Below are 15,864 nucleotides of genomic sequence, written 5' to 3'. Positions count from 1 at the left end.
AATACTTATTATAGATGCTCCTTAAGTTAGATGTCACTTAGCGCTAAGGCGTGGTAGGGCCTTACTAACAAAAATAATTGTCAGAATAGATGAAAAGGGGAGGGTTTCCATCAAGCATAATCCAATAATTAATGAGGTCGAGAAGAAATAAAGCAATCTCTTAAAAAGCTGCACTTTGAGGTAGAAGGGGTGAAAGGACTCATGAAGAGGGTGGGGGAAATGGGTCGAGGGGTGAGCTTTCTAGTCCTAATGAGTTAAAAGCAAAAAGAATTTTTAAGGTGAAATGGGGATTGGTGGGGTTAACAGGGCTGGATGAAAAGCAGGCAAGCGTAGCAGAAGGGTGGGTGATTAATAAGTATGCCCTAGATTTGAAAGCTGGAGTTTCATTGTGAATCAAGCATAAAAAAAGCCCCATCCTTGCGGATGAGGCTTTTGGATATGGTGCCCGGAGGCGGAATCGAACCACCGACACGGGGATTTTCAATCCCCTGCTCTACCGACTGAGCTATCCGGGCTTTGCGATCTTGCTGGGCTTCCCCTGCGTCGCGAGGCGCGTATTAAAGCCCTTCCCCGGGTCAGAGTCAACCCCTTGATTATAAAAAAGTTTTTTTTCTTTGCCGGGGAAGCTTCAGGGCCTTGTGTTACTGCTGTTCCGGCGGAACATAACCGTCGGCTGCGTCGTATTCCTCGCCGCTCAAGAACTTCATCATCTGCTCGCTCAAGTAGGCGCGGCTTGAGGGTTCCATCATGTTCAGGTGCTTTTCGTTAATCAGCATGGTCTGGTGGGACATCCACTCCAGCCAGGCTTTTTTGGAAACGTTCTCGAAGATATCCATGCCTTTGGGGCCGGGAAAGGGCGGTGCATCCAGACCTTCCAATTCCTCTTGGTACTTGCGGCAGAATACGGTTCTGGACATGGACTCCTCCTGGTTTTAGTCGGCAGTGGTCGGCGTGAGCAGGGGAGCCTGCAGCGCCAGTAGTTGTTTTGCCAGCTTGACGATAGGGGCGGGTAGCCCCAGTTCCTGGGCCGCACGAGGGCGGTTTAAACGCCGCAGTTTATACCAGCCAGCGCCGCTCTCCGCCACCTGTGCTGGGACTTTGCTCAGTTGTACCCACACCGGGGAAATATCCAGGTGAAAGTGAGTGAAGGTGTGTCGCAGGGTCGGCAGGGTTTGGACGTCACTGGCACGCCAGCGCTTTGCCTTGAGCCAGTCGCTGGTATTGTCGGCTTCAGGTGGGCTCCAGAGTCCTCCCCAGATACCGCTGGGCGGACGCTGTTCCAGATAGATTTCACCTTTGTGTTCAAGCAAGAGCAGGGTGGCACTGCGCACCGGCTTTTCCTTGCGCGGTTTCTTGCCGGGGAAATCCTGTGGATTGCCCTGGGCGTGAGCCACACAGGATTTTTTTACCGGGCACTCCTCGCAGCGTGGTTTCGAGCGGGTGCACAGGGTGGCACCCAGGTCCATCATCACCTGGGTGTAGTCGTTAACGCGTTGGTTTGGGGTGTAAGTCTCGGCCAGTTGCCACAGTTGATTGGCAACTGCGGTCTGTCCGGGCCAGCCCTCCACTGCGTGAAAACGGGCCAGCACCCGTTTGACGTTGCCATCGAGGATCGGCGCCCTGAGTCCCATACTGATACTGGCAATAGCGCCAGCGGTGGAGCGGCCTATGCCGCTCAATTCGGTCAGTTCCTCTACGTCCTGGGGAAACTCCCCGCCGTATTCCTCCAGCACCGTCTGGGCGCACTTGTGCAGGTTGCGGGCGCGGGCGTAGTAGCCGAGGCCGCTCCAGTGAGCCAGGACTTTGTCCTGAGGCGCGCGGGCGAGGCTTTCCAGGGTGGGGAAGCTCTGCATAAAGCGCTCAAAGTAGGGAATCACCGTGGTGACCTGGGTCTGTTGCAGCATGATTTCGGACACCCAAACCCGATAGGGGTTGATGTCCTGCTGCCAGGGCAGGTCTTTGCGCCCGTGTTTGTCGAACCATTTCAGGACGGCATTTTGGAACTGCTTTGGGGTCATGGGGATACTGCGGGCTGGAATCTGTGGTTGAACGCTGGAGTTGTGCACCGGGTGGACCCCGGTGCACTTTAGCGGGGCCTTAGCGGCCGAAGAGATTTTTCAATTTTTCTTTCAGTTCGTCGACCTTTTCTTCAACTTTATCGCCATATTTCTTTTCGGCTTTGTGCTTCAGTTCTTCCCGCAGCAAGTCGTCGAGGCGGCGGCTGTCGGGTTTACAAGTGCTGATGTTCACATCGTCGAAGTCGCCCTTGCAGCGCAGTGGCAGCGGGCGGTTGCGCCAGCGCTTGTTGCGCACGGTACAGCCGTCGGCGGAGGTGCTTTCGCCAACCAGGGCCAGGCCGAGCTTGAAATCGAAGCCCTGTTTCTTCAGGTCCACCTCTCCGTCACCGGTCAGGGCGATATTTTCGATACCGGCGAGAATTTCGCTCACATCTACCTGGTCGCCTTTCACCGCGATGGTGGCGCGAAGGTCCTGCAGTCCGGTGCTGTTGGGCCAGTCCCGGGTGGGCATTTCGGTATTTTCCGCGTAGCTAAACAGCTGGCACATGTTTTTCTCCAGATTGAATGGAGAAATCGACATTTCCTTGCTGGAAACCTCAACGGAGGCGCGCAGGTTTTTCTCTAAGGCTTTGGATGTTTTACCTTTGGTGCTGGCACTCCAGTTAACGCTGGCTTCCCCAGCCAGCTGGACGTCTTCACTGGGGAAGAGGGCAGCTTGGACCTTGCCGATATCCACATTGGTGAGACCGCCGCGCATTTGCGCCTCGGCGGACTGGGCGCGAGCGTTGAGCTGGCCATTCGTGTTCAGCTGGCCACCATAGATATCGGCGCTCAATTTTTGCAGTCGGTAGAGGCCGTTATCCACAGTGAGTTGGATTTCCGGGCTGTCCATTTGCAGGTCAGCGGCTTGCAGTTGGTCCAGTGCCAGGCTGATATTGGCGTTGAAGCCGCGCAGGTCGCTCAGTGGCAGGGGTTCTGCCGCAGGCGGTTTGGCAGCTACTGTTCTCTTTGGTTTTCCTGCGATTTCAGTTTGATCGCTCTGTGCCGCCTGCTCTCCCTGCTTTTTGCCTTCAGCGGCGGGTGCCTGCGCACTCTGTGCTTCCACTCCCTCGGTTTGTTCCGCCGAAGCGGCTCCAGCCTCATCTTCGTTCGAAGGGGGCAGATAGTTATCCAGGTTAAAGGCGCCGCCGCGCAGGTTCAGGTCCAGCCCGGGCATTTCTGCGTTGCGCAACTGGGCGTTGCCACTAAAGGTGACGTCGTCCAGTTTCAGTTGCAGCGGTGTCAGGTCGAGTTTTTGCTCGGTACCTTCCACACTCGCTTCGATACTCAGCTTTTGCAGTGCCGCTTTATCGCGGGTATCGATTTCGGTGCCCGTCAGTTCAAACCAGGGGCGCAGAGGGTCGGCATTGGCGTTGACGTTTAGTTGTATACGCCAAGGCTGGGTGTTGCTGTCCCTGCGCAGGTAGCCGCGCATATGCAGGCTGGCCTTGGCGCTGTTCTCAGAAGTGAGGTCTACTTGTAGCGGCTGCAGGCGCAGCCCATTGAGGCCCTCATCCAGGGCGAGGGTGCTGTCAATTTTTAGCTTCAGCGGGTGTTTGAGGTCGCTGCCGGTAAGGTCTGCTGCGGCGGTGAGTTTGCCTGGCTCGCCACCCGGCACCAGGTTGATAACGCTTACCTGCAGGTCTTGGACTTTGTACTCTTTGTTAGTCTGGGCATCGCTGTAAAGCACCACGCCCTTCTCGATACGCAGCTTTTGCAGGCTCAGGTCGACCTGTTGTTGTGAAGGTTCTTCCTGTTCCTTGGGGATGGAGAGTTTGGGAGGTTGCTTGCTCTGAGCTTCCAGGGCCTCGCTGATCAGCTCCCAGTTGCCGCGCCCTTCTTTGTCGACGGTGAGCTCAATTTGCGGAGCTACCAGGACTATCTCCTCAGCCTCTACTTTGCGTTGCAGTAGTGGCTTGAGGGCCACGCCGATGGCAATTTTTTCTGCTTTCACCAGAGTTTGTTTTGGTAGCTTTAATGGTGCCAGCTGTACATCTTCAAGTTGCAGGCCGAGCTTGGGCCACAGCTGCCAGCCGATATCACCTTCCAGTTGCAGGGAGACGCCCTGCTTGGCAGCGAGTTTTTCTAACTGGGGTTTGTATTGGTTGATGTCGAGTCCTGCTAACAGCCAGGCGACGGCGCCAGCGAGTAGCAGGAAAACGATTAAAAGTGCGATAAAAGTGCGCTTTATCCAGGCCATGGAGAGCATTGTCCCTGTGTATTTGTCGTGTGGTGTCACGCATATGACGCCGCAGCGCGGCTCGATGTTCCCGCGCACTTCTACAAATAGGTTATGCCGGAATTGTAGGAGATGCAGCCCCGCGAGGCTGGGAAAGCACTGCGGGGCCATTGAAGCAGGTGTTTATTAGAAAATAAACCGCACACCGGCTTCGACGCTGCGACCAGCTTCAGGAGCGTAGTCGCGCAGTAGTGAGGTGGAGTTGCGAATTTCTTCGTCGAGCAGGTTGCGGGCGCTGGCGAAGATCACCGCGTCGCTGCTGCCGATGTTGAAGTTGTAGTGGGCACTCAGGTCCATGCGGGTATAGCCGTCGGTTTCCTCTTCGTAGGCGCCGGCGCGGTCCTGGTCCGCAGCTTCGACTGTGCGCCATTCCCAACCCCACTGGTCGTACTCTGCTCCCAGGGCGAGGCCCAGGCGCAGGGGAGGCATGCGCGGCACATCGGAACTCTCACCGGCGATATCTTCGTCGAAGCTCGCGCGTACAACATCGCCAAACAGAGTCAGATAGAAGTTGCTGCGCAGGGGAAATTTCACCGAGGCTTCAGCACCGTAGAAGGTGGCATCGCGATTGGCATAGGCGTAGATGGGCAGCTCTTCTTCGTACTCAAGACCGGTATTCTGCGAATAGATGTAGTCGCCGATGCGGTTGTAGAAGACGCTGGCTTCAATCTGCGCTGCATGCCAGCCGCTGGCTGCTTCGTTGTGGTGGTGATAGCCCAGTTCCAGGTTTAAAGAGCGTTCTTTGTCCAGGTCGCTGTTACCGATCAGGTAGCGCGACTCGGCCAGGTGCTCACCGTCGGCGAACAGCTCTTCGGCTACCGGGGCGCGCTCGGAGTGGGTGGCGCCGACGCTGATATGTTGGTGCTCTTGCAGGAAGTACTGCAGAGTGGCACTGGTGCTGAACAGATTGAAGTCGCGATCCTCTGAGGTCTCCGGATCGACATCGACAAGCTCAATACGCGCGCCCAGGTCCAGGTGCCAGTTGCCCCACTCGCGTTCCTTCATGGTGAAGAGGCCGGCGCTGCGGGTGCGGGAGGGCTGGATAAAGGCTTCGTCGCCCACTGCAGCAAAGTCTTTGTCGGACAATTGCAGGCCGTAAGCACCACGCCACTCACTATCGTTGTCGTGGGTGATTTCCAAGCGACTTTCCCAGGCTTCATTGGTAAAGCGGGTACCGGGTTCACCTTCTTCCAGCTCTACGTGCTCATAGTCGTTATAGCCGATACGCAGGCGCAGCTTGTCCCAATAGTTGCTGTTGAAGCGGTGCTCGCCTTTGAGGTCGTAGCGAGTCTGCGCCATATCGATACGCACAGCTTCGACTTCGCTCTCCTCCTCATGCTCTTCGTGTTCCTCGTGATCGTCCTCGTCGTGCTCCTCCTCTTCGTGGTGGTGCTCGTGAGTGCCGAGGGGAATGCCGTAGTTGTTCTCAAGCTTGTTTACTGACAGACCGATATAGCCACTTTCAGTAATCCAGGAAACTCCACCGCTGTAGCTGTGGGCGCGGGCGTTGGTGTTGCCGACGTAGCCGTCGGTGTTGAATTCTTCCTCGTGCTCGCCTTCGTCCTCGTCGTGCTCTTCGTGTTCCTCGTGCTCGACAATAGCGAGGCCAGGGATTTCCGTGTCGTCGTTTTCGCGATAGACACCGTCGAAGTACCAGGCCAGCTGCCCGGCACCGCCGGTAAAGCGGAATACCGAGGCATCCTGGCTGTTGGCGGTGTCGTGGCGCATCTCAACCGCGCCTTCAACTTCCTCGGGTACCTCAGTGGGGATGCGACCGTCGATAATATTTACCACCCCACCGATAGCGCCGCTGCCGTAGCGTAGTGCCGCCGGTCCGCGCAGTATCTCGATGCGCTCGGCCAGTAGAGGTTCGATACTGGCGGCGTGATCGGCGCTGGTGTTGGAGGCGTCAGAGACATCCAGGTTGTCGTTCAGGATCTTCACCCGGTTGGCGCTCTGGCCGCGAATAACCGGCAGGCCCACGCCACTGCCGAAGGAGGCGTTGGCCACTCCCGGCTGGTTCTTCAGGGTTTCGCCCAGGGTGGCGGAAGCGGCTTTGCGCAGGGTCTCGCCGGAGAGCACTGATACCGGGGCAGCTACTGCGTCGGCGGGCTTATCCAGGGGAGATACGGTGACGTTAACTTCTTCCAGTTTGTTGCTGTCTTCTGCGGCGCAAATAGCGGGCACGGCCAAGCTGGCAATAGCCAGGGCCAGAGTATTGAACTTAGTCATTGTTTTTTATTCCTGTCACAGGCGGACAATGCCATACGCGCTCCAGCGTGGGCATTCACTAAAAAATTATCGGTTTTTGGGTGTTAACTGAGTGACAGGAAGAAGGGAGGGGCGCGCGCACTCTGGCGCTCTGGCTGGCGATCGCGCGCGGTTGGCGCAGAGGGCCGTTCGTAGTGACTTTGGGGCTCAGCCTGTACGAGCAATGGCTCGCTGCCGAGTGCTGCAGGTGAATGCATGCAACACAGGTCACACATCTCTACCTGGGTATCGCCCAGGTGGAAGTGCTCCGCCCACAGCGGCTGAGCTGCTACTACGGCGAGTAACAGGAACAGGCTGGCCCAGTAATGGGATTTTCGGCGCTTTAGAGTAACCATGCGGTGCATGATAGAGCTAAACAATTACGAATCAAGTTTCATCTGACACTAGAGAACCACAGGGGGTGTCATTCATCCTATAATTTGCGCCCTCTGTCTTATCGTGCAAATAAGGATCGCTTTCGATGCGTACAGCTAGCGTCACCCGTGACACCCTGGAAACCAAGATTCAAGTCAGCGTTAACCTGGACGGCCAAGGTCATGGCAAGTTCGCGACTGGGGTTCCTTTCCTGGAGCATATGCTCGATCAAATTGCCCGCCACGGCATGATCGACATGGACATTAGCTGCGATGGCGATATTCATATCGATGACCATCATACGGTGGAAGATATTGGCATTACCCTGGGCAAAGCCATTACTGAAGCGCTGGGAGATAAAAAGGGGATGACCCGTTACGGCCACAGCTATGTCCCATTGGATGAGGCGCTCTCCCGGGTCGTAATCGACTTCTCCGGCCGGCCCGGCCTGGTTATGGATGTGCCTTTCACCCAGAAGCGGATCGGCAATTTTGATACCGAACTGTTTTTTGAGTTCTTCCAGGGCTTCGTCAATCACGCGCTGGTAACCGTACATATTGATTGCCTGCGGGGCCACAACGCTCACCATCAGGTGGAAACTGTATTTAAAGCCTTTGGCCGCGCCCTGCGTATGGCGTTGACCCCGGACCCCCGTATGGCCGGCACTATGCCCTCCACCAAAGGAGTCTTGTGATGGGTAAGATTGCAGTACTCGATTACGGTATGGGCAACCTGCACTCGGTGGCCAGCGCCCTGAACAAGGTGGCGCCGGAGGCCGAGGTGGTGCTGGCGCAGACGCCGGAGCAGGCTGCGGGCGCAGAGCGCCTGGTGGTGCCCGGTGTGGGTGCCATTCGGGATTGTATGGCAGGGTTTGTCGAGGCGGGTTTTTCGCCGCTGCTTCGCGAGGCCATCAGTGTGGGTACCCCGGTGCTGGGTATCTGTGTGGGTATGCAGATTATGATGCACCACAGCGAGGAGAATAATGGCGTTGATTGCCTGGGGATTTTCCCGGAGCCGGTGAAATTCTTCGGCGACAACATTCCCCCGGCGCAGAGTGCTGAACGGCTCAAGGTGCCCCATATGGGCTGGAATAGCGTTCAGCAGCGTCAGCCGCACCCCTTGTGGGCCGATATTGCCGATGGCAGCCGTTTCTACTTTGTCCACAGCTACTATGTGCCGGCTGCTGAAAATCCGGATATTGCCGGGCAAGCCGAATACGGAATTCCCCTGGCTGCCGCAGTTGCCAGGGAGAATATCTTCGCCACCCAGTTCCACCCGGAGAAGAGTGCAGAGGCTGGCTTGCAGCTGCTAAAGAACTTTGTCCACTGGAACGGCCGGGCCCAATAGGCCCAGCTCACCGATCACACTGAAATTACTGCCGACGTAAGAAAAGACATGATTGTAATTCCCGCGATTGATTTAAAAGACGGCCAATGCGTGCGCCTGCGCCAGGGCGAGATGGATGACGCCACTGTATTTTCCGATGATCCCCTGGCGACAGCCCAGCATTGGGTGAACGAGGGAGCCAAGCGCCTGCACCTGGTGGACCTGAATGGTGCCTTCGCCGGCAACCCGGTGAACGGTGAAGCGGTAACTGCTATCGCCAAACAGTTTCCCGATTTACCGGTGCAAATTGGCGGAGGCATTCGCGATTTGCACACTATCGAGCGTTATCTGGATGCCGGTGTGCAGTGGGGGATTATCGGCACTGCGGCGGTAAAAAATCCCAAGCTGGTGGAAGAGGCGTGTCGCGAGTTCGAGGGCCATATTATTGTCGGGCTCGATGCCAAAGATGGCTTGGTGGCTACCGAGGGCTGGGCTGAGGTCTCCGAGCTGAAGGCGACAGAACTGGCCAAGCGCTTTGCCGATTGTGGCGTCAGCTCTATTGTTTATACAGATATAGCCCGCGACGGCATGATGCAAGGCGTCAATATTGAGGCGACCCTGGAAATGGCCCGCGCAGTGCAGGTGCCTATTATTGCCTCCGGCGGTGTCAGCAGCATCGAGGACATTGAACAGCTGTTGGATGCCGGTGAAATCTACGGTGCGATTACCGGCCGGGCGATCTACGAAGACAAGTTGAACCTGCGCGAAGCGCAGCAGCTTTGCGACCAACGGAACAAATAATGGCTCTGGCGAAACGTATTATTCCCTGTCTGGATGTGGACAACGGCCGCGTGGTGAAGGGCGTTAACTTTGTCGATATCCGCGATGCCGGCGATCCGGTGGAAATTGCCCGCCGCTACAACGAAGCGGGCGCGGATGAAGTCACTTTCCTCGATATCACCGCCACCCACGAGCAGCGCGATACCATCCTGCACACGGTGGAGAAAATGGCCCACGAGGTGTTTATCCCCCTCACTGTCGGCGGCGGTGTGCGCACCTTGCAAGATATCCGCAATCTGCTGAATGCCGGTGCGGACAAGACTGCAATCAATTCAGCGGCGGTGAAAAATCCCGAGTTTGTACGCGAGGCCGCCGAGCGCTTTGGCAGCCAGTGTATTGTGGTGGCCATTGATGCCAAACAGGTGGGAGAGGGCCGCTGGGAGATCTTCACTCATGGCGGGCGCCAGCCCACTGGCATTGATGCAGTGGCCTGGGCTCGGCAGATGGCCGAATACGGTGCCGGTGAAATCCTGCTGACCAGTATGGATCGCGACGGCACCAAGAACGGTTTTGACCTGGCCCTGACCCGGGCGGTTACTGAGGCGGTTCAAGTGCCAGTCATTGCTTCCGGTGGTGTGGGAGATCTACAGCACCTGGCGGATGGCGTATTGCACGGCGGTGCGGATGCGGTATTGGCTGCGAGTATTTTTCACTTCGGCGAATACACCATTGCCGAAGCGAAAGCGTTTATGCACAGCGCAGGGATTGAAATGCGCTTGTAGGTAGGTGTAGGTCTTGCACGGCGGGCCCTGGGCCCGCCGCACTCTGCTTACTGCTGTTCGTCTGCGCGGGCAAGGCGCTCGCGCAAACCCCTGTCCCTGTGAGCGTAGAGATTGAGGCCCTTGAGTACATTGAGGGCTTCGAAGATTTGGTTGTCGCGATCCATCCAGTCTTCCCGTTCTTCCTGTTCTCTCGAGCGGTCTTCAGAAGTTCGGTCGGCACCACCGTTACCGTTGTCCAGATGCCCTGCCAGATCCGCTTCAGTGGGTCTGGGAGAGTCGTCCAAGCGGGTGACTTTCACCCGCTCTACCACGATATCCGGTGTGATGCCCTGGGCCTGGATTGAGCGGCCATTGGGGGTGAAGTAGAGCGCGGTTGTCAGTTTGATAGCGCGTTCATTATTGATAGGGATTACCGTTTGTACCGATCCCTTGCCGAAGCTGTCGGTGCCCATCACCACTGCGCGGCGGTGATCCTGTAGGGCGCCGGCGACAATTTCCGCTGCAGAGGCGGAGCCCGCGTTGATTAATACAACCAACGGAGCGCCTTCGGTTAAATCGCCCGGCTCGGCGGAATAGCTCAGGTTGGCGGCTTCATTGCGACCTTCGGTGTAGACCACAAGGCCCTCTTCCAAAAATGCATCCGCTACTTCCACCGAGGATTGCAGCACGCCACCGGGGTTGTTGCGCAGGTCGATAACCAGCCCTTTCAGTGCGCCTTTCTTCTGCAACTTGATCAGCTCGTCGGCCACATCGGCGCCGGTGTCCAGCTGGAACTGGCTGATGCGCAGATAACCGTAGCCATCATCGAGGACTTTGCTGCGCACACTGCGCACGCGCACGGTGTCCCGCTTGAGAGTGACATCGAAAGGTTCTTTAAAACCTTTGCGAGCGATGGTCAGGGTGACACTGCTTCCTTTGGGCCCGCGCATCCACTCCACCGCTTCATCCAGGCTCACACCCTTCATGGATTTGCCCGACAGGCGCAGTATGACATCGCCGGCCTTGAGGCCAGCGCGGGAGGCGGGGGTGTCGTCCATGGGGGTGACGACGGTGATATGGTCGTTTTCGATGCCCACCTCGATCCCGAGGCCGGCAAACTCACCGGTGGTGTTGGCTTGTAAATCGTCAAAGGATCGGCGATCAAGATAGGAGGAGTGCGGGTCTAGGCCTTGCAGCATGCCCTTGATGGCGTATTCCAGCAGGGTGCGGTCGTCCACTTCCTCGATATAGCCCTGGCGAATTTGCTCGAAAACTTTGGCAAAGCTGCGCAGATCTTCCAGCGGCAGGCGGGCTTCAGTGTCTGCAGCCACCTGGGAATGGCTATCGCCGTCGGTCAAACCCATTAAAGGCAGGGCTGTCAGAGCGGCTGCGCCGATCAAGGTTGTCAGCGCCTTGGGGATAAACATGTTGTTGTGACCTCTGCCTTATTTCTTCGCTGCTTTGCGAAAGTGTAGACCGCAGAGATTGGCAGGGATTCTAAGCGGACGCCAAATTCTACAGTGTCACGATCTTAGTCGTCATAAGCCCATGGGTCTTACACCTGGGTTGGCTCCCGCTCTTATTCTCTTTTGGCGATAAAAAAGCCGCTACTCCGCAGCTTTTCGTCGTGGTGCTTTCTCATTTAATTAGCACAGCGGCGGGAGTCGTGAGATGAAGTGGGGAGCATTAGGCGGGTGTGTAATCCCGATCGCTGTGATTTGCGAGGGGGCTCTATAACGGGTGCGTGGAAAATGCCCGGGATTTTACGCCTCGTATTATGCCCTCTGTGCCAGCTCCGATCAGGAGCTGCACCAAATCGTAGGGTCCTGCGCTTTACCCCGGTGGCGAATTTCGAAGTAAACACCGCTATGGCTGAGTCCACCGCTATTGCCAACCCGAGCGATGGTGTCACCACTTTCCACCCACTCGCCAATATTGCGGGTGAGGGACTGGTTGTGGGCGTAGAGACTCATGTACTCCTCTCCATGATCCAGGATAACCAGCATGCCGTGGCCGCGCAGGTAATCGGAGAAAACCACGCGGCCGCGGTGGATCGCCCGCACCGGTTCCCCTTCATTGGCGCGCAAGGTGACACCTTTCCAAGTGATGCCATTGGCGCGGCGCTGTCCATAGGCATTGGCGCGGCGGCCATCAACAGGCCACTGCATCTTGCCCCGCTGGCGCGCAAAGGGCTTTTGCTCGCTGGGGTTTACCAGTGAGGCGATGGCGCGACCTACTTCGTCGATCAATTTTTGCAGGCGTGTGCGATCCCCTTGGAGCTGCTTGAGTTCACCGCTGCCATCGGAGAGCCGCGCCGCCAGTTTATCCAGCGTGTCCTTGCGATTCTGCTGTGCGACGCGCAGTTTGCTCTGGCGTTTCTGCAGCTGCTCTCGCTCCGCTTTCAGGGTTTCGCGCTCGCGCTCAATGGAGGCGGATACGGTTTCCAGTGAGGTGAGGGTTTCCAGGTAAGTGTCTATGATGCGGCTGCGTTCTTGGAGGAAGTAATCGTGGTAGCGGAGGTGGCGGGCGACGTTCTGTGGATCTTGCTGGTTGAGCAGGAGCTTGATCTGCTCCTGTCGGCCTAGTCGGTATGCGGCGGCGATCTCCTGCTCGACCCGCCGCTGCATACTTCGTCGCGACTCTTGCAGTTGCTGTTGTTCTTGCTGGAGTTCTCGCAGCTTGTCCGAGCGGCTGCGCATATCCTGTTTGATCTTGTCTATGCGCTGGTGCAGCCCGGAAATATCTTTCTCGTTCTCCTCCAAATCCTTGAGCAATTGGTCACGCTGGCCCCGCACCTGGTTGAGTTCCTGTTGCAGGGACTCAATGCGTTGCTTGATTTGCGCCAGGCGCGCCTGCTCATCTCCCTCTGCCTGGCTCCAGGCGGGTAGGGAAATCAGTGTGATCAGGAGGAATACGAAAGTTTTCATCAGTCCATTTTTACCAAACTTTGGCCGGTCATTTCCGTCGGCTGTGGCAGATCCATCAACGCTAACATGGTTGGTGCTACATCCGCCAGACTACCTCCGTCACACATTTGCACATTGCGCTCGCCGATATAAACAAAAGGCACCGGCAGAGTGGAGTGCTGGGTGCTGACCTGGCCGGAGTTGGCGTCGAACATCTCTTCCACATTGCCGTGGTCGGCAGTTATCAGCACTTCGCCGCCGGCAGCCAGAGCGGCGTTTACGACGCGCTCTACACTCTGGTCCAGGGCTTCGACGGCTTTTACTGCCGCCTCGAAAACACCGGTATGGCCGACCATATCGCCGTTGGCGTAGTTGCAGATAATGGCGTCGTACTCGCCGCTCTCAATCGCCGCTACCAGTTTGTCAGTGACAATTGGCGCATTCATTTCCGGTTGCAGATCGTAGGTGGCCACATCCGGTGACTTGATCAGTTCGCGGGTTTCGCCGTTGTAGGGCTCTTCGCGGCCGCCGCTGAAGAAGAAGGTAACGTGGGCGTACTTCTCTGTCTCGGCGATGCGCAGCTGGGTTTTGCCCTCTGCAGACAAGTACTCGCCGAGGGAGTTGACCAGGTTTTCTGGCGGGAAGGCACAGCTGGCGTGGATATTGGCAGCATATTCGGTCGTCATGACGAAGTCCGCCAGCTGCGGTTTGGCTTTGCGCTCGAAGCCGCTGAAGTCCTGCTCGGTAAAAGCGCGGGTTAACTGGCGCGCGCGATCCGGGCGGAAATTCATAAAGATAAGGGCATCGCCATCCCGGATCGGGGCGGGCTCGCCAATCACCGTTGGCGCGACAAACTCATCGTTTTCACCGCGCTCATAGGCCGAGGCCAGCCCTGCCTGGGCGTCACTGGCACTATGCTCTGCTGTACCCAGGGTCAGCATGTCGTAAACGGACTCGGTGCGCTCCCAGCGCTGGTCGCGATCCATGGCGAAGTAGCGCCCGGCCAGGGTAGCCATATGGGCATTGCCGACGGAGTCACACACCTGCATCAGGCGCGCCAGGGAGGGTTCGGCACTGCGCGGTGGGGTGTCGCGGCCATCGAGAAACGCGTGTACATAAATAGCGCGGGCGCCGCGCTGTGCCGCCAGGGTTATCATGGCAACAATATGATCTTCGTGGCTGTGTACGCCGCCTTCGGACAGGAGTCCCATAATATGGACGGCGCCGTTGTTGGCGATAGCCTTATCGACCGCAGTGGTGTAAGCGGTATTGCGGAAGAAGTCGCCGTCCTGGATGGCTTTGTTGATCCGGGTAAAGTTCTGGTAGACCACTCGACCGGCACCCAGTGTCATATGGCCGACTTCCGAGTTGCCCATTTGTCCATCGGGCAGGCCCACCGCCATCCCGGATGTCTGGATCAGGGTTTTTGGGCGGGTTGCCCAGATATTGTCCCAAACCGGCGATTTGGCAGCGTGGATCGCATTGTGCTCGGGATTGTCGCTGTGGCCGAAGCCGTCCAGAATCAGCAGGACCAGGGGGCGTTTTTGCGGGGCTTGCGTAGCGGCCATAGCGACAGTATTCCTCTTCCAAGGGTTAAATTGCGGACGCGGATTTTAACCTGTGGGGCTGGTATTTCACCATGTTATTTAGCTTAAGCCGGATTACAAAGAGGCTGGGGCGGAGGGATTTGGTTGATTAGAATTTCGCCATGATCGTGTATACTCCCGCCGGCATTGGGCGCCGTAGTGCCCTATTGATTACCACTTGAGGATTTTGGGGGCGAAGTGGATTTTCTCGACTTTTTAGCTGAGCAGTGGCTGTTGGTCGGCCTGCTTGTGGCATTGCTTTACGCATTTGTTTTGACTGAGCGATTCAAGTCTGGCGAGCCGGCATCACTTCATGAAGTGACCAAGCTGATCAATAGCGACGGGGCCAAGGTGCTGGATATTCGCGATCGCAGCGAGTTCACTGCCGGTCATATTGTCGACTCCCTGCATATTCCCCACGGGGATGTGGCTGAGCGCATTGCCGAGCTGGAACCGTTTAAAGATAAGACCATTATTGTCGCTGACAAGATGGGGCAGCACGCAGGTCCGGTGGGGCGCATGCTGAAACAGAAAGGTTTCCAAGTGCGTCGCCTGCAGGGCGGAATGAGCGAGTGGGCTAACCAGAACCTGCCTGTCGTTAAAGGCAAAGGTTAACCTGAAGTATAAGTTTGACGGAGTTTTGTCATGCAGAATGTTGTCATTTATACCACCCGTTTCTGCCCCTACTGTATTCGCGCCAAGCAGCTACTGGATAGCAAGGGTGTCGCTTATCGCGAAATCCCTGTGGACAATAATCCCGGCTTGCGCGCAGAAATGGCTGACAAGGCGGGGCGCCGCTCGGTGCCGCAGATTTGGATTGGCGATAAGCATGTAGGTGGTTGCGACGACCTGATGGCGTTGGAGCGCGGTGGCCGACTCGACAAATTGCTGAAAGCAGCGGGATAAGCGGAAAACTGACGCGGCCGCCAACATGCGGTCCCCAATTTTTGCTATTTATCCGGTCTGGGCCTTGAAACGTTTTATCGAGGCCCCAACTGTTGAGTTATTACCGGAGCCTTTCTCACGGAAGGCATCAATAAACTTTTTATAATGAACAGGCTGTAACATGGCTGAAGAATTGAATGGCGCAGCGGCAAACGCAGAGGCTCCACAAGTACAATTTGCGATGCAACGCATCTACCTGAAAGACCTCTCCTTCGAAACCCCGATGGGTGCCGAGGTCTTCAAAAAGCAGTGGAAGCCCCAGGTTAATCAGGAGCTGAACACCAAGACCGCGAAGATCGAAGACGATCTGTACGAAGTGGCTCTGACCCTGACTATCACCGTAAAGCTGGAAGAAGACACCGCTTTCCTGGTGGAAGTAAAACAAGCTGGCCTATTCGGTATCAAAGGTCTGGAAGGTCAACAGCTGGCCCAGGCCCTGAATACTGCCTGCCCGCAAATTCTGTTCCCCTACGCTCGCGAAGTGATCGATAACGCAGTAGTTAAAGGTTCTTTCCCGGCACTGATGTTGCCGCCTGTGAACTTCGACGCTCTGTTCGCTGCTGCCCTCGATAAGGCACAGAAAGAAGCAGAAGGCGCTCAAGCGAACGCTTAATTCGTTTTAGCCCAGCTGGCACGATA

Annotated in this window: 15 protein-coding genes and 1 tRNA gene; 7 read left to right on the top strand and 9 right to left on the bottom strand. The window is 56.8% G+C overall.

The genetic code is table 11. From position 1 onward, the window contains the following. Positions 1-439: 439 nt before the first annotated feature. From ACG1BZ_RS22435 to ACG1BZ_RS22410, 6 genes are all read right to left on the bottom strand, one after another. Positions 440-515 (bottom strand) — tRNA-Phe (locus ACG1BZ_RS22435). A 126-nt stretch (positions 516-641) separates the two neighbouring features. After that, positions 642-917, bottom strand: a complete 276-nt coding sequence (locus ACG1BZ_RS22430; RefSeq protein ID WP_282930759.1) for an oxidative damage protection protein — start codon at positions 915-917, stop codon at positions 642-644. 15 nt (positions 918-932) lie between these two features. Next, positions 933-2,018, bottom strand: a complete 1,086-nt coding sequence (gene mutY / locus ACG1BZ_RS22425; RefSeq protein WP_413665899.1) for an A/G-specific adenine glycosylase — start codon at positions 2,016-2,018, stop codon at positions 933-935. A gap of 79 nt (positions 2,019-2,097) precedes the next feature. Further along, a complete protein-coding gene (locus ACG1BZ_RS22420; protein ID WP_413663758.1) occupies positions 2,098-4,257 on the bottom strand; it encodes an AsmA family protein in 2,160 nt (719 codons plus the stop codon). 165 nt (positions 4,258-4,422) lie between these two features. Beyond that, positions 4,423-6,528 carry a TonB-dependent receptor gene (locus tag ACG1BZ_RS22415; protein WP_413663757.1) on the bottom strand — a complete coding sequence of 702 codons (2,106 nt, stop codon included), beginning with the start codon at positions 6,526-6,528 and terminating at the stop codon, positions 4,423-4,425. Positions 6,529-6,611: 83 nt separating this feature from the next. Continuing rightward, on the bottom strand, positions 6,612-6,926 hold the full coding sequence (locus ACG1BZ_RS22410) for a hypothetical protein (RefSeq protein WP_413663756.1): 315 nt from the start codon (positions 6,924-6,926) through the stop codon (positions 6,612-6,614). Positions 6,927-7,027: 101 nt separating this feature from the next. Between ACG1BZ_RS22410 and hisB the strand changes: the two genes are divergently transcribed. From hisB to hisF, 4 genes are read left to right on the top strand one after another with little or no spacing between them, the layout of a single operon-like run. Next, on the top strand, positions 7,028-7,615 hold the full coding sequence (gene hisB / locus ACG1BZ_RS22405) for an imidazoleglycerol-phosphate dehydratase HisB (protein ID WP_282930763.1): 588 nt from the start codon (positions 7,028-7,030) through the stop codon (positions 7,613-7,615). Continuing rightward, complete coding sequence (hisH, locus tag ACG1BZ_RS22400) at positions 7,615-8,268, top strand: imidazole glycerol phosphate synthase subunit HisH (protein WP_413663755.1); 654 nt, start codon at positions 7,615-7,617, stop codon at positions 8,266-8,268. The genes hisB and hisH overlap by 1 nt, the downstream gene beginning before the upstream one ends. 48 nt (positions 8,269-8,316) lie before the next feature. After that, positions 8,317-9,048: a 1-(5-phosphoribosyl)-5-[(5-phosphoribosylamino)methylideneamino]imidazole-4-carboxamide isomerase gene (gene hisA / locus ACG1BZ_RS22395; RefSeq protein ID WP_413663754.1), complete on the top strand. Its 732-nt coding sequence runs from the start codon at positions 8,317-8,319 to the stop codon at positions 9,046-9,048. Then, a complete protein-coding gene (hisF, locus tag ACG1BZ_RS22390; RefSeq protein WP_282930766.1) occupies positions 9,048-9,809 on the top strand; it encodes an imidazole glycerol phosphate synthase subunit HisF in 762 nt (253 codons plus the stop codon). Before hisA ends, hisF begins: the two co-directional genes overlap by 1 nt. A 47-nt stretch (positions 9,810-9,856) precedes the next feature. Here hisF and ACG1BZ_RS22385 read toward each other — a convergent pair whose 3' ends face one another. From ACG1BZ_RS22385 to gpmI, 3 genes are all read right to left on the bottom strand, one after another. Beyond that, a complete protein-coding gene (locus ACG1BZ_RS22385) occupies positions 9,857-11,215 on the bottom strand; it encodes a S41 family peptidase (protein WP_413663753.1) in 1,359 nt (452 codons plus the stop codon). Positions 11,216-11,587: 372 nt separating this feature from the next. Then, complete coding sequence (locus ACG1BZ_RS22380; RefSeq protein WP_413663752.1) at positions 11,588-12,715, bottom strand: murein hydrolase activator EnvC family protein; 1,128 nt, start codon at positions 12,713-12,715, stop codon at positions 11,588-11,590. After that, a complete protein-coding gene (gene gpmI / locus ACG1BZ_RS22375; protein ID WP_413663751.1) occupies positions 12,715-14,262 on the bottom strand; it encodes a 2,3-bisphosphoglycerate-independent phosphoglycerate mutase in 1,548 nt (515 codons plus the stop codon). Before gpmI ends, ACG1BZ_RS22380 begins: the two co-directional genes overlap by 1 nt. A gap of 216 nt (positions 14,263-14,478) precedes the next feature. Between gpmI and ACG1BZ_RS22370 the strand changes: the two genes are divergently transcribed. The 3 genes from ACG1BZ_RS22370 (at position 14,479) to secB (ending at position 15,838) form a co-directional block, all read left to right on the top strand. Further along, a complete protein-coding gene (locus ACG1BZ_RS22370; protein WP_282930770.1) occupies positions 14,479-14,895 on the top strand; it encodes a rhodanese-like domain-containing protein in 417 nt (138 codons plus the stop codon). A gap of 30 nt (positions 14,896-14,925) precedes the next feature. After that, the gene (grxC, locus tag ACG1BZ_RS22365) at positions 14,926-15,186 is read left to right on the top strand and encodes a glutaredoxin 3 (RefSeq protein WP_282930771.1); all 261 of its coding nucleotides are present in this window, start codon (positions 14,926-14,928) and stop codon (positions 15,184-15,186) included. A 160-nt stretch (positions 15,187-15,346) separates the two neighbouring features. After that, the gene (secB, locus tag ACG1BZ_RS22360) at positions 15,347-15,838 is read left to right on the top strand and encodes a protein-export chaperone SecB (protein WP_282930772.1); all 492 of its coding nucleotides are present in this window, start codon (positions 15,347-15,349) and stop codon (positions 15,836-15,838) included. Positions 15,839-15,864: the final 26 nt, after the last annotated feature.

Source organism: Microbulbifer sp. CNSA002 (assembly GCF_047324085.1).
Lineage (GTDB): Bacteria > Pseudomonadota > Gammaproteobacteria > Pseudomonadales > Cellvibrionaceae > Microbulbifer.
Note: the sequence above shows the minus strand (reverse complement) of the source record. Positions and strands in the feature narration are given on the sequence as shown.

Excerpts from the sequence above, each read along its gene's own strand:
- secB (WP_282930772.1), top strand. The coding sequence starts at position 15,347 with ATGGCTGAAGAATTGAATGGCGCAGCGGCAAACGCAGAGGCTCCACAA.
- ACG1BZ_RS22415 (WP_413663757.1), bottom strand. The coding sequence starts at position 6,528 with ATGACTAAGTTCAATACTCTGGCCCTGGCTATTGCCAGCTTGGCCGTG.
- hisF (WP_282930766.1), top strand. The coding sequence starts at position 9,048 with ATGGCTCTGGCGAAACGTATTATTCCCTGTCTGGATGTGGACAACGGC.
- ACG1BZ_RS22420 (WP_413663758.1), bottom strand. The coding sequence starts at position 4,257 with ATGGCCTGGATAAAGCGCACTTTTATCGCACTTTTAATCGTTTTCCTG.
- ACG1BZ_RS22430 (WP_282930759.1), bottom strand. The coding sequence starts at position 917 with ATGTCCAGAACCGTATTCTGCCGCAAGTACCAAGAGGAATTGGAAGGT.
- gpmI (WP_413663751.1), bottom strand. The coding sequence starts at position 14,262 with ATGGCCGCTACGCAAGCCCCGCAAAAACGCCCCCTGGTCCTGCTGATT.
- hisB (WP_282930763.1), top strand. The coding sequence starts at position 7,028 with ATGCGTACAGCTAGCGTCACCCGTGACACCCTGGAAACCAAGATTCAA.
- ACG1BZ_RS22385 (WP_413663753.1), bottom strand. The coding sequence starts at position 11,215 with ATGTTTATCCCCAAGGCGCTGACAACCTTGATCGGCGCAGCCGCTCTG.
- grxC (WP_282930771.1), top strand. The coding sequence starts at position 14,926 with ATGCAGAATGTTGTCATTTATACCACCCGTTTCTGCCCCTACTGTATT.
- hisH (WP_413663755.1), top strand. The coding sequence starts at position 7,615 with ATGGGTAAGATTGCAGTACTCGATTACGGTATGGGCAACCTGCACTCG.
- mutY (WP_413665899.1), bottom strand. The coding sequence starts at position 2,018 with ATGACCCCAAAGCAGTTCCAAAATGCCGTCCTGAAATGGTTCGACAAA.
- ACG1BZ_RS22380 (WP_413663752.1), bottom strand. The coding sequence starts at position 12,715 with ATGAAAACTTTCGTATTCCTCCTGATCACACTGATTTCCCTACCCGCC.
- hisA (WP_413663754.1), top strand. The coding sequence starts at position 8,317 with ATGATTGTAATTCCCGCGATTGATTTAAAAGACGGCCAATGCGTGCGC.